This is a genomic window from Larkinella terrae, assembly GCF_009668025.1.
GTDB lineage: Bacteria > Bacteroidota > Bacteroidia > Cytophagales > Spirosomataceae > Larkinella > Larkinella terrae.
In genome coordinates this window covers 193,717-211,780 of sequence record NZ_WJXZ01000009.1, presented here as the reverse complement: position 1 = coordinate 211,780, position 18,064 = coordinate 193,717, and the positions used below count along the sequence as shown (strand labels likewise).

Annotated in this window: 13 protein-coding genes and 1 tRNA gene; 3 read left to right on the top strand and 11 right to left on the bottom strand. The window is 50.0% G+C overall.

Going from position 1 to position 18,064, the window contains the following annotated elements; genetic code table 11:
• Positions 1-5: 5 nt before the first annotated feature.
• The 4 genes from GJJ30_RS15450 to GJJ30_RS15435 all read right to left on the bottom strand — a co-directional run bounded on the left by GJJ30_RS15450 (position 6) and on the right by GJJ30_RS15435 (position 7,072).
• Positions 6-941, bottom strand: coding sequence for a hypothetical protein (locus GJJ30_RS15450; RefSeq protein WP_154176065.1), 936 nt, complete (start codon positions 939-941; stop codon positions 6-8).
• A 182-nt stretch (positions 942-1,123) separates the two neighbouring features.
• Entirely contained in the window at positions 1,124-2,239 is a 1,116-nt protein-coding gene (locus tag GJJ30_RS15445) for an HU domain-containing protein (RefSeq protein WP_154176064.1), read from the bottom strand.
• Positions 2,240-2,259: 20 nt separating this feature from the next.
• Positions 2,260-3,963 (bottom strand): TonB-dependent receptor, encoded by a 1,704-nt coding sequence (locus tag GJJ30_RS15440; protein WP_229313151.1) that lies wholly within the window; start codon positions 3,961-3,963, stop codon positions 2,260-2,262.
• A gap of 73 nt (positions 3,964-4,036) precedes the next feature.
• On the bottom strand, positions 4,037-7,072 hold the full coding sequence (locus GJJ30_RS15435) for a tetratricopeptide repeat protein (RefSeq protein ID WP_154176063.1): 3,036 nt from the start codon (positions 7,070-7,072) through the stop codon (positions 4,037-4,039).
• Between the two features lie 106 nt (positions 7,073-7,178).
• Here GJJ30_RS15435 and GJJ30_RS15430 point away from each other — a divergent pair, with 106 nt between their 5' ends.
• Positions 7,179-9,032, top strand: coding sequence for a M61 family metallopeptidase (locus tag GJJ30_RS15430; protein ID WP_154176062.1), 1,854 nt, complete (start codon positions 7,179-7,181; stop codon positions 9,030-9,032).
• Position 9,033: 1 nt separating this feature from the next.
• Here the strand turns inward: GJJ30_RS15430 and GJJ30_RS15425 are convergent, their stop codons facing one another.
• Positions 9,034-9,279, bottom strand: a complete 246-nt coding sequence (locus tag GJJ30_RS15425) for a hypothetical protein (RefSeq protein WP_154176061.1) — start codon at positions 9,277-9,279, stop codon at positions 9,034-9,036.
• A 54-nt stretch (positions 9,280-9,333) separates the two neighbouring features.
• Here GJJ30_RS15425 and GJJ30_RS15420 point away from each other — a divergent pair, with 54 nt between their 5' ends.
• Positions 9,334-10,380, top strand: coding sequence for a tetratricopeptide repeat protein (locus GJJ30_RS15420; RefSeq protein ID WP_154176060.1), 1,047 nt, complete (start codon positions 9,334-9,336; stop codon positions 10,378-10,380).
• Here the strand turns inward: GJJ30_RS15420 and menD are convergent.
• The 6 genes from menD to GJJ30_RS15390 all read right to left on the bottom strand — a co-directional run bounded on the left by menD (position 10,377) and on the right by GJJ30_RS15390 (position 17,871).
• On the bottom strand, positions 10,377-12,116 hold the full coding sequence (gene menD, locus GJJ30_RS15415) for a 2-succinyl-5-enolpyruvyl-6-hydroxy-3-cyclohexene-1-carboxylic-acid synthase (RefSeq protein ID WP_310588314.1): 1,740 nt from the start codon (positions 12,114-12,116) through the stop codon (positions 10,377-10,379). The genes GJJ30_RS15420 and menD overlap by 4 nt on opposite strands.
• 151 nt (positions 12,117-12,267) lie before the next feature.
• Complete coding sequence (locus tag GJJ30_RS15410) at positions 12,268-13,131, bottom strand: sigma-70 family RNA polymerase sigma factor (protein WP_038118528.1); 864 nt, start codon at positions 13,129-13,131, stop codon at positions 12,268-12,270.
• A 117-nt stretch (positions 13,132-13,248) separates the two neighbouring features.
• Positions 13,249-15,390: a polyribonucleotide nucleotidyltransferase gene (pnp, locus tag GJJ30_RS15405; RefSeq protein ID WP_154176059.1), complete on the bottom strand. Its 2,142-nt coding sequence runs from the start codon at positions 15,388-15,390 to the stop codon at positions 13,249-13,251.
• A gap of 196 nt (positions 15,391-15,586) precedes the next feature.
• The gene (gene rpsO / locus GJJ30_RS15400) at positions 15,587-15,862 is read right to left on the bottom strand and encodes a 30S ribosomal protein S15 (protein WP_124870920.1); all 276 of its coding nucleotides are present in this window, start codon (positions 15,860-15,862) and stop codon (positions 15,587-15,589) included.
• 90 nt (positions 15,863-15,952) lie between these two features.
• A complete protein-coding gene (locus GJJ30_RS15395) occupies positions 15,953-17,470 on the bottom strand; it encodes an LptF/LptG family permease (protein ID WP_154176058.1) in 1,518 nt (505 codons plus the stop codon).
• Positions 17,471-17,475: 5 nt separating this feature from the next.
• A complete protein-coding gene (locus tag GJJ30_RS15390) occupies positions 17,476-17,871 on the bottom strand; it encodes an START-like domain-containing protein (protein WP_154176057.1) in 396 nt (131 codons plus the stop codon).
• Positions 17,872-17,982: 111 nt separating this feature from the next.
• Between GJJ30_RS15390 and GJJ30_RS15385 the strand changes: the two genes are divergently transcribed.
• Positions 17,983-18,056: transfer RNA gene (locus tag GJJ30_RS15385), tRNA-Met, on the top strand.
• Positions 18,057-18,064: the final 8 nt, after the last annotated feature.

The window sequence follows — 18,064 nt, the reverse complement described above, 5'->3', positions numbered from 1 at the left end:
CGGTACTAATTTGAGCGGATGTTGATGGTATAAGTACCTGTCGATAATGCAGGAGCAGCAGAGCCTTTTGGTACCAATTGCAATTTATAAACCTGTTGTTTATAAAATTCGGTAACTGTAGGACTAACACGGGATTCTTTCGTTCGCACAAATATTACATCTCCTTTATCGTCGACCTTGATTTCAAAAACGATTTTGCCGCTTTCTCCGGAATTATCTGTGGCCAACCGGGTGCTTCCCAGGCGCCAGCCCGCGATGTTCAGAGAAACGCCCGAACCGGTTCCGCCCGGCGTGCCGTAGAATTGCTTGGCATTGATGTTTCCGTCCGGATTTCCTTTGTCACCCACACCCGAGGCATCGTCGCCGTTGTTGTTCCCTCCTATTCCGGATGCTTTCCCGACCGTTCCGTTCGACCCGGCCGAGCTTGATTTCTTATATAATGCATTGGCATCCACCTTCTTAGGTTCCGGAACTGGCTCCGCTTTCGGAGGAGCAGGCGTCGGTTTTGGTGTAGTGGCTTCAACCTTTTTCGGTTCGGCTTTTTCCGGAACCGTCACCGGACTTTCTATTTTGCTGGCGATATCCGGTTTTTCGGTAACAACCTTACTTACTTTTGCATTAACTATTTTAGGAACCGGGGAAACCGGTGTTTTTTCAACCCGCGAGGTCGTCGTTACTTTCGGATTCGGTTTATCCTCCTCCTTTTTCACATCCTCCTTGTTTTTCGAATCGTTGGCTTTATTATAGGTCTGAATGGATCCGCTACCAATCAAATCCGTCCCGAAATTAACCTCGACCAGTTGAATCGGCGGTGGATCGGGAACCGACTGCCACAATCGGATGTAAAGCAGCAGAAAGAACAATAGGGCGCAAACGGCGAACGATCCGGCAAACGCCGTTACCCGATATTCATTCTCATTTTCCAGTGTGACGCGACTCATGCTATAGCTGTTTAGCCAATTAACGGAATAACCGGTAGAATGTATTGTTCTCCAACGGCAAAAATATAACGAATTCCTGAATTCTTCGGTTCACAAAACAAAAAGGCAACCCAGGGCCGCCTTTTCATCCTTACTATCATCGTAGCAGTCAAATCACTGTCATCACAATAAGATCACCGTAATCATTGTCCGATTTTATGCACCCACGCCCGGGCGCCAGACAATTTACTCACCGCTTCGATCGATGCCAGAATCTCATTTTTATCGGGTGAGCCAATGGCGGCCACTTTAATCAGCTCTTTTGTTCTAGCCTGAGGCAACACGTAAGCCGTTTCGAAACCGCCTTTCCGCAAGCGACGCATCAACCGGCGGGCGTTGGCTTTGCTGGCAAAACTTCCGGCAATGGCCAGGTAATAGGTTTCCGTTTTCTTCGGTTCAACAACCGGAGCAACCGCTTCAGCAGTTACTGCAGGTTTAGTCGGTTCAACAACGGGTGTTTCGACAGGCTGGGCAACCGGCGCACTGACCGTTTCGGCAACCGGTTCCGCTTTGGGAGTTTCAGTCACAACCTGCGGTTTTTCAGTTACCGTTTCTACTGGAGCTGCCGTCGGTTCCTCTTTATCACTAACGAATAGCTCGAACGGATTCAAACTACTCAATACCTGCGATGGCGTCTTTTTAACGGAAAAAACGATACCCAGGGAACAGATCAACAAAACCGCAGCGGCCCACGCCAGGTATTGTCGGCGGTTTCCGGAAACGGGCAATTCAACTTCTTTCCCCTCAACGGGCACTTCTTCGGCCTCAACCAGGATCGGCGTTTGAACGGGCGCTTTCACCAGCATAACCGGTTTTTTCTCTTCAGCCACCGCCACAGTGTTCACCAAACGAGCGGTTACCGGCTGAAACCCGTAGGATTCGCCCTGAAAATTATGCCGGATTTCCGGATCAAATTGCAGCTTACCCTCCTCATTTTCCGAGAATAAGCCCAATCCTTCTATCGTAAAGATTCGCTCCTGACGTACTTCCACTTTCAGCTCCTCCACAAATTGACGAATCGCCTGAAAAGCTTCGTCACGCGTCAGGCCGTCGTGAAGCATCATGTAGTTAGTCAACAATCCATCGTCCAGCTTCAGGGCTTCGTTGAAGGCGATTTTCTTCCGGGGCGGAAGATATAGACCGGATTCTTCAACAAATGTTGCCGGAACGTAATGCAAAATGAAGCCCCCCAGCTCGGGAATGACGATGCAATCGTATTGAAACAACAGTTTTTTGAGATAATCCGAAACGTGTACCATGGCTTTCAGTTAAGGTGGTGTCAGAAGCTGTATGACAATCCTCCGAGAAAGTTAAGCCCTTGTTGCGGATAATACAAATAGCGCTGATAATTACTACCGGTAATGTTATTTAACGAAACAAACGCTGAAACCTGTTTTCCTAGAAAATAGTCAATTTTCAGGTTCACATCCCAGATCGGTTTCAGCGTGACAATCTGATTGGTAACGAAATTTTTGCCCTTCATTCCCTGATAATGGTACAAATCCGCCGTGATAAATAATTTTTTATTCACGATAAAAGAATTTGACCAGTTCCCCGATATAGTCGGACGGTGCCAGGCTTCTTCCATCCGGCTCAGCGTGTAGTCGTAAAAATCCGCCCGCAACGTTGAGCGGAAAATCTCCTTGTAGGTATAACCGACCTGCCCCGACACCGTCAGGACGTGGGAACGGTTTCCATCGTAGACCACAAAGAACTGCGAAGTGTCTGGCCAGGTGTTATTGAAGCCGTAGAAATTCCGGTAGCGCGCGTACGAGACTTTTCCTTCGTAAGAGATTCCTCCGCCCAGTTCGCCTTTACTTCCGCCGTAGATATCCCAGGTTTTCTCAGTATTCGCCAGCACGACTTTAGGGGCCAGCCAGCGGTTTTCGCTCAGCAAACTCCGCAGCGTGTTGCGGTTGATATCCCCATCGACGCCTGCAAAAAAGTGAATATTCCCAGCCGGAACCACATCAATGTCTAAAACCGGAAAAGCACGCGTCCGGTTGATACTCTGGCGTTTATCCGATTCGTTAACAGCGTTAACCCCAAAAGTAGCGGTCAGGAATGAATTAGAATATTTGAAGGTCGGCTTCACCCGGAACAAATTCCGGTTGTCGACGGGCCCGTCCGTCCGCTGCGTCACATACGCATCGGCCGCAAAGAGTGCGTTGAAATTATCCGTGATCCCAACCGAGCCTTTCAGGTTGGTTCCCCACTCGAATTCGGTAGCTTCGTAATTATCCGTCAGATTGAATATGCCGGTTTTCAGCGAGTAGTCGATGTTCTTATCCGGATCGACGTTTTCAATACCAACGCGGAATTGCGTCGTGGTCAGCTTCTGCCGGATCGTCGCCCGGTCGATTTCCTGCGGACGGCGGTAGCCATAGAAATAAAAGGCTTCCCGATCATAGCCCAGGTTGGCCGACAGTTTGAATGCGTCCGTCTGGTAATTCCCATTCAGCTTCAGGCGGTTTTCGCTCGTTGCCGAATTCTTGCCGTCAACCGGCCCCACCGACGACGATAAATGCTTGTACGAGCCATCGACCGAAACGTTGTCCATCACCTGCCCGCTGCCGAACGCTTCCCCGAAAAAAGAGCCGTAATTGCCCGCTCCGACCTTGACGTAATTGTTGAACAGTTCCTGCTGCTCCGCCTGCGCGGCCGGAATCGGCAAAGCCGACGGATTCAGTTTCGGATCGCCCACCGACAACGAGCGGTCGTTGAATTCGTAGGTCAGTTTACGTTGCTCGTTCGACGGTTTTATCGACGGTATTTTATTGAACAGCCGGTTGGCCGCCGGCATTTCGATCTTTCTGTTTTTTTCAATCGTCACTTCCTGATTGTCCACCTCACCTTCCCGAACCGGGGGCGTGGTGGGACGCTGGGGTTGCTGAGCCCTTACATCAACCGCTTGGAGCAAAAGGCTGCCCGATACAATCGCAATCAGCGCAAGGTGGTCGATGGATGATTTTGGTAAGAACATGCAGATATTCGAGTTGACCGACGTGGTTTCGGATGAATAATTTAAGTTTCTGGATTCGATGCGCTTTCTATTCTCAGTTTTTGCTTTCGATCGAGGCTAGTTTCTGCTTCGCTTCGGCAACAATCTCTTGATTTTCAGCATTTTCGATGATCGAATTCAATACGGCTTTGGCCTGGGCAATTTCGTTCTGGGCTACGTTATTGTCGGCAACCAGAATAAAACCCTTCCCTTTCCAGTAATCGTACTGCGCAAAATCGGAGTTAAACCGCAACAGGGCGTCGATCGATTCCTTGTATTTTTTATTCCGGAACAGAATGTCGGCAATCCAGTAATTAGCTTCCGCTCCCTGCTCGTCTTTCGCCAGCGCAATGGTTTTTTCAAAATCGGTCGTTGCCTGTTTAAAATCGCCTTTGGCGTAAGCTACTTTGCCAAGCATCAGCTGCGCCCGGTTTTGCGCGCCCGGCACCACATTGCCCATCGACAAGGCTTCGCGGGCCGCAACCTGCGTCGAGTCGTAATTCCCGGTGGCGTAATACGTATCCATCAGACCCAAAACCGCCTGCGATTGTTCATTCTTGCTTTTCGATTGCGCCAGGACCGTGCGGTAATTCCGAATCGCGCGCGGATAATTCTTCTGCTGGCGTTCCACATCAGCCGCCCGGGCCGCTGCCCGCGTCACGAAATCCGACTTGTTGTCGCTGATCACCATGTAATAATACCGCAGCGCATTGGGCAAATCATTCGACCGGAAATACGAATCGGCCAGGTAATACCGGGCTTCGTACACCAGCGGACTGCCGGGATTATCGTTAATAAATTCCTGTAACGTCGTTACGGCCTGAGCGTACTTCTCATTGAAATATAAGCCTTTAGCATTTTCATACTCAACCTTTTGTACATCCGTACTTCCGGGATTATTCTTCTTATAACTTGACAACGTGCTACTAAATTCTTCCGACCGTCCGGCGTCGCTCAACGCATTCTGCAAGCCGAGCAAAGCCCCCGACGCAGACGGACTACCGCCGTACTGATCCAGAATCCGCTTGTAATCCTGAATGGCCGGTTCGTAAACCTGGAGGTTGGTATTAGCCGTTGCCCGCTTCAGCAATGCCGCCGGAATCAGGTAACTTTTGGGCTTATCATTGATCAAACGGGTAAAGCCACGAATCGAAGCCTGATAAGCACCTTTTTCAAAATCCACATTCGCGGATTGAAACAAGGCATCATCGGCGTAGCGCGAGTTCGGGAATTGCGTCAGGACTTTATCAAACTGCGCTTTGGCCTCCACATCCCGTTCCATGAAAGCCAGAATTACCCCTTTCTGGAACGAAGCATAATCCCGGTCAATACGGCCCTGAGCAATCGCATTGTCGTAATACCGCATCGCTTCGTTGTAATTCTTGTTTGCGAAGTAACTATCCGCTACCCGGACTGTCGCATCCTCTAGGGCCTGCTTATCCGCGCTGCCCGATTTGGAAATGAAGTCGCGGAAGTAGGTGATGGCCTGCGGATAATTTTTCTTGTTGTAGGAAGCATAACCGAGGGCATACAAACTTTTCCCCTGTAGATCGGGCGAAACATTCCCGGAGCGCATGACCTGCTGATAGAATGGAATCGCGTCGTCATATTTCCGCAGGGCTGAATAGGACTCGGCTTTCCAGAACAGCGCACTGTTCCGTAAGTCGGTATCGACCGGATATTTCAGCGACTTGTCCAGGTTATCGATCGCCTGTTCATAGCGTTCGGCGTTGAAATCATTCACTGCCTGATTATAGGTAATGCGTTGGTACGAAGCATTGATCCGGGGCGTACGCCGTTTCAGTCCTTCGATGTAGGCAATAGCGGCAGTCGTGTTGTTGGACGAAAAATATGCTTCACTCAACAGCTCGTTCGATTCGTTCTCAAACTTGCTGTTCGGGTATTTTTTCTGAAACTCCGTGAACTCCCGCACGGCTTCGCCCCCGTTGTTCAGGTCGAGCTGCAGTTTGGCGTGATTGAAGGCCGATTCTTCCTGAATTGGTTTATTGAAATTCAGACGCGCCGACTGATCGAAGGCATTCAGGGCAAAACTCGGATTCGAGGTTTGGAGGTAACTGATCCCGAGCCGATACGCCGAATATTGCGCGATTGTGTCTTTTCCGGCCGAAACGTTTTTCAGGGCCGCTATCGCACCGGCGTAATCACCGGTTTTGAAGAGCGCATCGCCATACCGGAACTGAATCGCGGGCGGAACACTCCGGCCTTTGATGTTACTGTATTGTTTATAATAAGGTATGGCTTTCGCGTAATCCCCTTTTTTGTAGTACACCTCAGCGGCAAACAGGGCGACTTCGGCCAGTTGAGCAGCATTCCCCCGGTTTCGCTGCAACAGCGGTTGGGCGTAGGCCAGCAATTCGTCGTATCGACCGCCTTTGTACATCGACTGCACAATCCAGTTCGGCACTTCATTCTGATAGGTCGGATTCTGCTCGATGCGTTTGAAATCCGCAATCGCTTCCTTATAATTACCCTGACGGAAATTGATCACTCCGGCATAATACGATGCCGATGCCGCCTGTTCCAGTCCGGGATCCTGCTTGATCTGGTTCAGCAGTGGCAAGGCCTGACGCAAATCCTGTTTCGAATAGTAGGCCATCGCCAGCAGGTATTTACTTTCGGCCTGCCCGTACGCATTCTGATTATTTTTGATGGCTTTCTCCAGAAACGTAATCGCCCGGTCGTAATCGCCTTTATCGAAGTAATATTTCCCCAGATCGCCATACAAAAGCCCGGCTTTGGGGTGTTCGCGGTGGTTTTTCACAAACCGGTCGACCTGCACCTCCGCTTCCGGAATGTCCAGGTAAAGACCCGTGAGCGCAATATAGTATTCAGCCGAAACCGCGTTCTGATCGCTGATGTTCGTGATCGGTTTTTTTCGTTCCAGATACTGCTGGAATTCCTGGCGGGCGGCCGCGTAATTATTTTTTTCGAACCACTCCAACCCGTTCCGGAACAGAACATCGGGTTCGGTGTAACTCAGGGTTCGTTGGGCCGTCGCCGGAAGCGACAATACCGAGCAGGTTAATAAAACCGATAATTGGAATGCTTTTCCAAACTGGGTCGGACGCATACGTTGGGGTTAAAACAGATTTTATTTATCGTAGTTACGTTATTACTTTTGTAAGTCGTAAAAACGGGTTTCTACCTTGTGAAAACGAAAGTACACGCATTTCCGTATGAAAAAAAATCATTGGCTTTTCTTTTTCCTTTCTCTAACGGTAATTGCTACGAGCGGTTTTTCAACCTCTAAATTCGCGGAAACACCAGCGGCTGCACCCGCTCCCGCAATTACCTATTTCCTGTCGATGCCCCAGCCACAGACCCATTATTTTGAGGTGGAAATGCGAATCAGCGGTGCTAAATCGGTTTCCAACGACTTATCGAACGGGTATATCGACGTCAAAATGCCGGTTTGGACACCCGGTTCGTACCTAATCCGGGAGTATGCCCGCCATGTGGAAGGTTTCCGGGCCTTTCAGGGAAATCAAGCCGTTCGATCCGAGAAGATCCGGAAAAACACCTGGCGGGTCAATGCCTCCGCCGGTCCCATCACGATTCGCTATAAAGTATACGCGTACGAACTTAGCGTACGGACCAGTTTTATTGATGCGTCGCACGGTTATCTGAATGGCGCCAGCGTATTTCTGTACGTCGATCAGTTCCGAAATCAGTCGCATCGGCTGGTGATTCAACCGTTTACCGACTGGAAAAAAATATCTACCGGGTTAGCCGCCGTTCCCAATCAAGCCAACACGTATGAAGCCGCCGATTACGATGTGCTGGTGGATAACCCCATTGAAATCGGAAATCATCAGACGTTTACCTTCACGGCTGCGGGTGTTCCGCATACCGTGGCGATGTACGGCGAAAAGCTTTATAATGAAAACCGGTTGTCCGAGGATATGAAGCGGGTTTGCGAGGAAGCCGCCAAAATCATTGGCGAGCATCCCTGTAACGAATACACTTTTATTATTCATCAAACACCTACGGGCGGGGGCGGTTTGGAACACGCCAATTCGGCAACGCTGCAAATCACGCGAAACGCGTTTCTGAATGCCCAGCTCTATCAAAATCTGCTGAGTCTGGTCGCCCATGAATATTTTCACCTCTGGAACGTCAAACGAATCCGGCCCAAAGCGTTCGGTCCATTCGATTACGAAAATGAGAATTACACCCACCTGCTATGGGTGTCGGAAGGCATCACGAGTTTTTACCAGTCGATGATTCTCAAACGGAGCGGTTTTCTGACGTCGGAATCTTACCTGCGTTCGCTCGCCAGCGAAATAACCGGTATTGAGAATGCACCGGGCAGCGAGGTGCAATCGGTGGCCGAATCGAGTTTTGACGCCTGGATCAAATATTACCGCCCGACCGAAAACTCGATCAACAGCACGGTTTCGTATTACAGCAAAGGCAGCGTACTCGGCGGTTTGCTGAATCTGGCGATTGTATCGAACACAGACGGGCAAAAAAATCTCGACGATGTGATGCGCCTGCTATATACTACCTATTATAAGAAACTAAAACGCGGTTTTACCGATGACGAATTTCAACAGGCCGTGGAAACCGTAGCCGGTCGTAAGCTGGATGATTTCTTTCAGAATTACGTGTTCGGAACAGCCAAAATCGATTACGATGCGTTTCTGAATCCGGTCGGGCTCAAACTCGTGGACGCCAGCGCCAGCAAGGGAGATGCGTACCTGGGAGCCATGACCAAATCCGCCGATGGCCGGTCAGTGGTTTCGGCCGTTCGGCGCGACTCGCCAGCCTGGAACGCCGGGCTGAACGTCAACGACGAGGTTCTGTCAATCGACAGTTTGCGCATCGGTACCAATCTGGATAAAGTACTGGAGACTTACAAACCCGATGACACCGTTACGGTTCTGGTCAATCGGGGTGGCCAGATTTTGTCGCTTGCCATCAAACTAACCGGAAATCCGCTGGCGGCCTACCGTATCGAGCCCGTCGACAATCCTTCGACCGAACAACGGGCGTTGTATCGAAAATGGCTTTCCGTAAAAAATAGTTAAGCTAAAATTCGTGACGCTCAATGGTGTCCGTAAAATCTTCGTGCATCTGGCCAAACCGCTCGTTGACCTGCCGCATGAACGGTTCGTCCAGTAATTGAATGACTTCCTCTTCGGAGGTTACATCCATTTCACTGATCTTGTAGGTCTGCTCATACTGGCCTGCTTCAATTTTGATCAGGTATTTGTTATTCCAGTAATACAGACCAACCCGGAAAGCCGGATGCGAAATTTCTTTTAAAAACCGCATTTTGTTACCATTTAACAGTGTTAGGTTACATATAAATTGCCAAATTCATCAATCATGCCTTCAACCACCCGCCATATAATCTTTCGTTATTCATTATTCCTTGTTCATTGTTCATTCTTTCTCTCCTGTTCGAACTCGGACAAAGACGAAGCTGCGCTTTTTTTTCAACGGGCCAACGTGGCTTTCCAAGCGGGCGAATACCGGCAGGCCATCCGGTTTTACAACGAAGCTATTGAAAAAAATCCGGATCTGGCTGATGCGTACAACAATCGCGGATTAGCCAATTTACGAATAGGAAACCCGAAGGCCGCTTTGGCGGATTACAACCAGGCCATTGAAAAAGACGCCGAATTCTGGCAGGCTTACTTCAACCGCGCCGAAGTTCGGGCGGATTTGAATGATCTCCAGGGCAGCTCCGACGATCTGGCAAAAATAAAACCGGTTTACAAAGATTCCTCCTATTATTACGTCCGGCTGGGCAATATCGAGATAAAGCAAAACCGGATGTCGGCGGCTCAGGCCAATTATGAGAAAGCGCTGGCTATTGATCCGAAAAATGCCGAAGCCCTGACTAACCGGGGCGTTTTGTATTTCAATCAGAAACAGTACGATCTGGCCAAAGCCGACTTCCTGCGAGCGACCCAACTCAATCCCAAACAGCATTTTGCCTTCAACAATTTGGGATTACTGCTGGGCCGGGAAGGAAAATACGCCGAAGCGCTGCAACTGACGGACAAGGCCCTGGCGCTGCAACCGGCGCAACCGTACTACCTCAACAACAAAGGGTATTTGCTCTTACAGTCGAACCGACCGGACGATGCCTTTAAATTGATTCAGCAATCGATCAAGCTGGATGACCAGAACGGCTGGGCGCACCGCAATCTGGGCATTTATTACCTGTCGAAAAATCAGTCCGCTCAGGCCATTACATCGTTGAAAACCGCCGAGCAACTCGATCCGTCCGTTGAAAATGTGTACGGTTATTTGGGAAAAGCCTACCAGCAAGCGGGCGATCCCGCACTGGCCTGTCAAAGCTGGAAAAGGGGTGCAACCGCCGGAGACGAACTCGCCAGGCAGGAAGCCGCCCGGTTTTGTCGCTAATCCGCGTTGAATGTCTTCTGAATCAATGCTTTATAAGCCTGAAACTGCGCAGCGTTGGTCATCTTGTCGGTTTCAATTTCCAACAACCCGGCCCATTCTCCCACGAAAAAACCGGGCAGAGCGGCTTCCAATTCCTGATAAGATGTCACTTTCCGATAGGTCAGTCCGGCATCTTTTGCGGTATTTTCGGCCGATAAAGGTTGTTCGGTTTCAAAATACGCATCGAGTTCCGGTTGGCGAGAAGGTCCGTCGATGATCCGGAAGATATTTCCGCTGTGGTTGTTCAGCACAATGATTCGCAGGTTGGCCGGAATCAGGTTATTCCACAACGCATTCCGGTCATAGAAAAAGGCCACGTCACCAATTAAAGCCGTTACCGGTTTTTCGGTGGTCAAGGCTGCGCCCACCGCCGTACTCAGACAGCCATCGATTCCGCTCGTTCCCCGATTGGCGAAAACTTCGATCTGCTGGTTTTCATCCAGGCCACAGAGATTCACATACCGGACAGGCATGCTGTTGGCGACGTGGAGCTGACTATCAACTGGCAAAGCATCCAGGATGCGCTGAATTACCGCCCACTCGTGGAAAACCGCATCGTCTTTCAGAAACTGCCGCACCAGCCGCGTTGCCTGGCGATCCAGTTTCTGCCAGGTTTCCTGAAAGCCGGTGTCAGCTTCGTCCTCGTCGTTGCTCACAAACCGCTGGTAATCAATGTCCGAAAAAAGTTTTTCGAAAAAAACCGTTGGTTCGTACGGAATTAATCGGGTGAGTGACTGGAACGGATCGGCCAGCCGATTGTGCGGCTGAATCTGCCAATGCGATTCCGGCTGATGGGCTCTGAGGAAAAGTTTGAATTGCTTCGAGATAAACGATTGGCCGCAGGTAATCAGCAAATCCGGTTTTAGTTTCTCCTTTATTTTCTCATCCGACAAACTCAGAAAAACATCAGACTGCGTGATAAACTCCTGATTGCGCGGCACATTAGAAATCACATCGCCGACAATCGGAATGCGCCATTCGTCGCTTATTTTTTTCAAAACCGCTAGTAATGCCGGATCGTGCGGACCCTGTCCGATGGCAATCAGTTTCCGATCGGCGGTTTCCCATTCGTTCTGCAACTGGTGCCAGGTTTCCGCCGGTAATGCCGACGCGGATTTCAGTTGTTCGATGATCCGCACCGGGCCGTATCCCAACCGCTCGTCGACGGTTGGGTAAAGTGGTTCGCGTAGCGGAATGTTTATGTGAACCGGTCCGAACGGCTCCGTCCTCGCCAGATCGACGGCTTCGTTCGTCGCCCGTTCGGCAAACCAGCGGGCGTCGGCATGCTCAAAATCAGCGGGCAACTCAAACGAGCGCTTGACGTGCTTCCCAAAAATTTCGGTTTGGTAAATGGTTTGTCCATCCTGCTGATGCGTCCAGTCTTTGGGCCGGTCGGCCGTCAGAATCAACAGTGGTATTTCCTGAAAAAATGCTTCGGCAACCGCCGGAGCCAGATTATAGACTGCACTGCCGGAGGTGCAAACCAGAATAACCGGTTGGCGGAGTTGCTGAGCCATTCCGAGGGCAATAAAACCGGCGGACCGCTCGTCGGCAATTGCGCGGGTGGTCATGTTCGGGTGACGGGCGAGGGCCAGTGTAATCGGTGCGCTCCGGGAACCTGGCGAAATAATCGCTTGCCGAATTCCTTTTCGGGCACACAACTCAACTAAATTCAGGACATGCTGATGAATAGCCACGAAATCTTCTATTTATAAAACCCCGGAACAAAGAAAAGCCGGAAACGCACATTGACAGCGTTCCCGGCTTTCTATTTCTGGTTTACCGTTTTTAGTTTACAGTTAATGGTTTGACGCACCAATAAACTTTACACCATAAACGCTAAACGATTTAACCCAAATAGGTTTTCAACGCTTTCGAACGCGAGGTGTGGCGCAAGCGACGGATGGCTTTTTCCTTAATCTGCCGGACGCGCTCCCGCGTTAGGTTGAATTTTTCGCCAATTTCTTCCAGCGTCATCGCGTGCTCACCGTTCAGACCGAAGTAGAGCGTAATGACATCGGCTTCCCGTTGGGTCAGCGTCGACAGGGCGCGTTGTACTTCTTTCCGCAATGAATCGTTGATCAGGCCCGAATCCGGTTTGTCTTCGCCGTCGTTTTCCAGCACGTCGAGCAAACTGTTTTCTTCACCCTGTACGAATGGCGCATCCATCGAAACGTGCCGACCGGAAATTTTCAGGGTATCGACCACTTCAGCGGCCGAAATCTCCAGCACGGCAGCCAATTCTTCGGGCGATGGTTCGCGCTCGAATTTCTGCTCCAGGTCGGAAAACGTTTTGGAAATCTTGTTCAGCGAACCTACCCGGTTCAGCGGCAGGCGAACAATCCGCGACTGTTCGGCCAGGGCCTGCAGAATCGACTGGCGAATCCACCAAACGGCATACGAAATAAATTTGAACCCCCGGGTTTCGTCAAACCGCTGCGCGGCTTTGATCAGACCCAGGTTTCCTTCGTTAATCAAGTCGCCCAGAGACAAGCCCTGGTTCTGGTACTGTTTTGCTACCGAAACGACGAAACGCAGGTTGGCTTTGGTCAGACGTTCCAGTGACAACTGGTCGCCTTCCCGAATTTTTTGCGCCAACTGTACTTCTTCGTCGGGCGTGAGCAAATCCACTTTACCAATCTCCTGCAAATACTTGTCAAGCGACTGGCTTTCGCGGTTGGTAATCTGTTTTGAAATCTTTAGCTGTCTCATGTACGGAATACTGCCTTCCGGCGGTCCGGTTTATTACTATTTCATCGGCTTATCGCCCAAGCAAGTCCAATTGGTAACGAAATCGTGTACTGAATCTATACACTAAAAAGTAACAAATCAGGCTGGATTTTTGTTCGCGGGCCGCGGCAGCAATACCTTCCGTGAAAGACGGTATTTTCCGGTTTTTTTGTCGACTTCAATCAACTTCACGCGAACCTCTTCACCCACTTCCAGGACCCCATCCATGGTTTCCAGCCGATCCCACTTGATCTCGGAAATATGCAATAATCCGTCTTTCCCCGGCAGGAATTCAACAAACGCACCAAACGGCATAATCGTCTTCACTTTTCCGTCGTAGATTTCGCCCACTTCCGGAACCGTCACGATGCCTTTGATGCGTGAAACCGCCTTGTCCATACCCGTCTGGTTGGTCGAGAAGATATTCACAAAACCGGCATTATCCTTTTCTTCAATAACAATCGTCGTGCCGGATTCTTTCTGAATTTCCTGAACCACTTTACCACCGGGTCCGATAACGGCACCGATAAATTCACGGTCAATTTTGATCGTGATCGCGCGGGGGGCATGCGGTTTCAAATCCGGACGGGGAGCCGCCAGCGACTTGTTCATTTCGCCCAGGATGTGCAGACGACCGGCTTTGGCCTGGTGCAACGCTTCCGTCAGGACGTCGTACGACAGACCATCAACCTTGATATCCATCTGACAGGCCGTAATACCGGCTTCGGTACCCGTCACTTTAAAGTCCATGTCACCCAGGTGGTCTTCATCGCCCAGGATATCGGACAGAACGGCGTATTTACCGGCGCTATCCGTAATCAATCCCATCGCGATACCGGCTACCGGTGCTTTGATTTTCACTCCGGCATCCATCAGCGCCAGCGTTCCGGCGCAAACCGTCGCCATCGACGATGATCCGTTGGATTCCAGGATGTCGGAAACGATCCGGATGGTATACGGATTGTCGGCTTCCGGCGGCAGTACTTTTTTCAGCGCGCGGTGGGCCAGATTTCCGTGACCAATTTCCCGGCGACCCGCTCCGCGGTTTGGTTTTACTTCACCCGTTGAAAAACCGGGGAAATTATAGTGTAACAGGAACTTGGAGAATCCCTGGAACATCGCCTGGTCGACAATCTGCTCGTCCATTTTCGTGCCGAGCGTGACGGTCGTCAATGACTGCGTTTCACCGCGGGTGAAAACCGCCGAACCGTGGGCCGATGGCAGGTAATCCACTTCCGTCGTAATCTGGCGGATTTCGTCCAGCTTCCGGCCGTCCAGGCGGTAGCGCTCATCGAGCACCAACCGGCGCGACGCTTCCCACTGCACATCGTGAAAATAGGTTTTGGCCAGTGACAGTTTCAACGAATCGACTTCACCATCAGGGAAAAGCGTGTTCCTGAATTCTTCAAAAACCGCTTTGAATGATTCGCTGCGTACTTTTTTATTTTTGTTGGCCTGCAAAGCAACAGCATAAACTTTATCGTAACACTGCTGTTTCACCAGTTGACGCAGTTCTTCGTCGTGGGTCTCGTGGCTATAAACGCGTTTTTCCTGTTTGCCCACCGCAGCTTCCAGTTCTTTTTGGACGGCACACTGCAGTTTGATCACTTCATGGGCAGCTTTTAAAGCTTCCACCACTTCTTCCTCCGAGCATTCGTTCATATGGCCTTCCACCATACAAATGTCTTTCGCCGTAGCGGCAACAATCAGGTCGAGCGTAGCCCGTTCCAGATCGGAGGTTTTGGGGTTAATCTGGTATTCACCGTCGATTTTGGCAACCCGTACTTCGGAAATCGGGCCGTTGAACGGAATGTCCGAAACCGCCAGGGCTGCCGAAGCCGCCAGGGCCGCCAGGGCGTCGGGCAGCACTTCCGGATCTGCCGAAATCAGGGTAATCATAACCTGAGTATCAGCATGGTAGTCTTCGGGGAAGATCGGGCGCAGGGCACGGTCTACCAGACGGCTGATTAATATTTCGTGATCGCCCAAACGGCCTTCCCGGCGCTGAAAGCTGCCCGGAATACGACCCGCCGATGCGAATTTTTCCTGATAGTCAACGGAAAGCGGCAGAAAATCGGCGCCTTCTTTTCCTTCCTTGTTCGATACCACCGTTGCCAGCAGCATGGTGTCGCCCAGCCGAACAACTACCGCACCGTCAGCCTGGCGAGCCAGCTTGCCGGTTTCGATCGTGATGGTACGCCCGTCTGGAAGATTAATGGATTGTGTGATGATTTGTGACATGCTTTTTTTGATAATACACCCGACAGCCGCTTTTTAACCGATTGTTGCATCTAAAAGACCGCAACTATAAAAACTTACTCGCAGACCGCTTCGTCGGACCATCCGACTATAAAAAAATTTAAAAATAGATTTACCCAACAGGCAAACATGAAATCAGGGAACCTGTTTTGCGGGTTCCCTGATTGTATTGAAGGAGTTACTTCCGAAGGCCTAATTCTGCAATAATGGCCCGGTAGCGATTAATGTCCTTTTTCGTTAAATAGTCCAGCAACCGACGGCGCTTTCCTACCAGTTTCAGCAGGCCCAGGCGGGTGCCATAATCGTGTTTATGCTTTTTCAGATGCTCTGTCAGGTGGTTAATCCGGAATGTGAACAGTGCAATCTGAGATTCAGCCGACCCAGAGTCTTCCGCAGTTCTGTTGAACCCCTGAGCAGCAAAGATTTCTTGCTTTTTTTCGGTATTTAAATACATCGTCAGACAGCTAAAAAGAATGAATGAATAAAATGAAACGCAAAAGTACCATTTTTTTCCGTAAATGGTGAAAAACCGGGTCAGATTTTTTCAGGCCATTTTGGCTTCTGCGCGACCGGCCCGCCAGTTGGCATATCGTTTTTTTAACCGTTCCCACCAGATTACATAGACGTCTTTGTCGAAGAGACGCGAGTCGTTTCGGGCCTGTTTCATCAAATAAAGGCCCAACGGCAATAAGGTAACATTGGCCATCCAGGCCCCGGCCGGCACCCAGATCAGGTCATCCTTGGCGTATTTATCACCCGTCAGCGTCAGCACGTATAATAGGATAAAAAACAGAATGGACACCAGAACCGGTACGCCAAAACCGCCTTTCTTGATGATGGCCCCCAGGGGTGCGCCGATCAGGAACATAATGAAGCAGGAAACCGCCTGGGTAAATTTATGGTGACTTTCCAGTTCGTAGCGGTTCACAGTTTTGGCTTTTTCCTTCAGGTACGTCTGATTCGATTCGGCGTAGGAAAGCATGTTTTTAGCCTGAGAAAGTGCCATTTCGTTGGTTTCGCCTTTGATACGCGGTTCAACCGGCCGCGCCAGCAGCGAGTCGATCCATTTGCCTTCGCGAACCACCGGCGGCACGGGCGTCGACGGATTCGTAATGATGACCGGCGCGGGCTGTTTGAACTGGTAACTGTAATACTGGCGGGACGTTGCCGCCGTACCGATCAGGCTGTTCTTCAATTCCTTTTTGAGCGAATCCGTCAGGGTCGACAACTCTTTCAGGTTTTTCATGTACTCGTGGTACTCAAACTGCTGTTCGTCGGTTCGTTTTAAACCGTACGAATCCAGGCTAATGCGTAGTTTGTAATGCTGAAAACCGTTCCGCAGAAATTTGGCCAGGGAGTTTGGCGAACCGTTGCTGGCATACGTCACACTGGACGTATTGTCGGTGTATTCGGTATAGTCATTCCCGTTATACAACTCAAAAACTAGGTACTGCTTATCGGGTGTGGTAAACATCCGGCCCGAATCCGCGAGAATGATTTCCCGGTTTCCCGTTTCCATCCCGTTTTCCTGGTGCTTGTAAATTACCATGCCGCGCAGTGTTTCCCCGTCTTTCTTATCGGCTTTGATGCTGTAACCCGGCAAATCGTTATAAAAAATCCCTTCTTTAATGCTCAGCGTAGCTTTCGAGGATTTAATGTCCCACAACAAACTATAGCCTTTCAGATTGGCCCAGGGTGCCACTTTGTTATTGAACCAGAAGGAAAAAATGGCTATTCCGGTGGCAACAATCAGCAGCGGGCGCATGGCGCGGGTCAGCGAAATACCGGCACTTTTCAAGGCGGTCAGCTCAAAAAATTCGCCGAGATTCCCAAAGGTCATCAGCGAGGAAAGCAAAACCGCCAGCGGCAACGCAATCGGAATGGTGATGAGACTGAAATAGAAGATAATCTTGGCAAAAACCCGCAGCTCAATGTCTTTTGACACAAACTGATCGATGTAAAACATCATCAAACGCATCAAAAAAATAAAAACTACGACACAAAGCGTCAATACGAACGGCCCCCAGAACGACTTCAGTACGAGCTTGTCAATTTTTTTCATGCCCACTAACTCCCCACAATTTCTTTTAATTTATCGATTAAACTGTTCCAGAGGGATTTAAGTTCGTCGGGGTCGGTGTTCGATGAGTAGTCGGTGATGCGCAAAAAAGTAGACTGGGTCAATTCACTGACATCAACGCGGAAATCGATGTAGTTATGTTCTTCGGAATCAGCGCCGTTGCCGTTCAGGAATTCGAACCGGACGCTTTTATTCTGACGAATGGAAACCTGACGGGCGAGGTGGCTTTCATTGTCCCAGTAAAAATCAAACTGGTGGTCCGGGCGCATATTCACTTTTTGGGCAAACCATTGGGATAGTCCGGAAGCGGTGCTGATATAGGGGAACAGAACCTTTGGAGAAGCTCGAAGCTCGTATTCCGCAATAAATTTATAGTTTTCCATATCAGTGAATTTAAATAGGTAATGTGGCAAAGTTAGCAGAATTTTAACACGGTAATCATAAAGGTGTATTGGAGTACAAGTTTTTTTTCCTACTTTTGTGGCACGAAATCTGGCGGGGTAGCTCAGTTGGTTAGAGCACAGGATTCATAACCCTGAGGTCACGAGTTCAACTCTCGTCCCCGCTACAAATGAA

Coding starts and splice junctions, on each gene's coding strand:
- GJJ30_RS15395 (WP_154176058.1), bottom strand. CDS start 17,470: ATGAAAAAAATTGACAAGCTCGTACTGAAGTCGTTCTGGGGGCCGTTC.
- GJJ30_RS15440 (WP_229313151.1), bottom strand. CDS start 3,963: ATGTTCTTACCAAAATCATCCATCGACCACCTTGCGCTGATTGCGATT.
- rpsO (WP_124870920.1), bottom strand. CDS start 15,862: ATGTATTTAAATACCGAAAAAAAGCAAGAAATCTTTGCTGCTCAGGGG.
- GJJ30_RS15420 (WP_154176060.1), top strand. CDS start 9,334: ATGCCTTCAACCACCCGCCATATAATCTTTCGTTATTCATTATTCCTT.
- GJJ30_RS15430 (WP_154176062.1), top strand. CDS start 7,179: ATGAAAAAAAATCATTGGCTTTTCTTTTTCCTTTCTCTAACGGTAATT.
- GJJ30_RS15445 (WP_154176064.1), bottom strand. CDS start 2,239: ATGGTACACGTTTCGGATTATCTCAAAAAACTGTTGTTTCAATACGAT.
- pnp (WP_154176059.1), bottom strand. CDS start 15,390: ATGTCACAAATCATCACACAATCCATTAATCTTCCAGACGGGCGTACC.
- GJJ30_RS15390 (WP_154176057.1), bottom strand. CDS start 17,871: ATGGAAAACTATAAATTTATTGCGGAATACGAGCTTCGAGCTTCTCCA.
- GJJ30_RS15450 (WP_154176065.1), bottom strand. CDS start 941: ATGAGTCGCGTCACACTGGAAAATGAGAATGAATATCGGGTAACGGCG.
- GJJ30_RS15435 (WP_154176063.1), bottom strand. CDS start 7,072: ATGCGTCCGACCCAGTTTGGAAAAGCATTCCAATTATCGGTTTTATTA.
- GJJ30_RS15410 (WP_038118528.1), bottom strand. CDS start 13,131: ATGAGACAGCTAAAGATTTCAAAACAGATTACCAACCGCGAAAGCCAG.
- GJJ30_RS15425 (WP_154176061.1), bottom strand. CDS start 9,279: ATGCGGTTTTTAAAAGAAATTTCGCATCCGGCTTTCCGGGTTGGTCTG.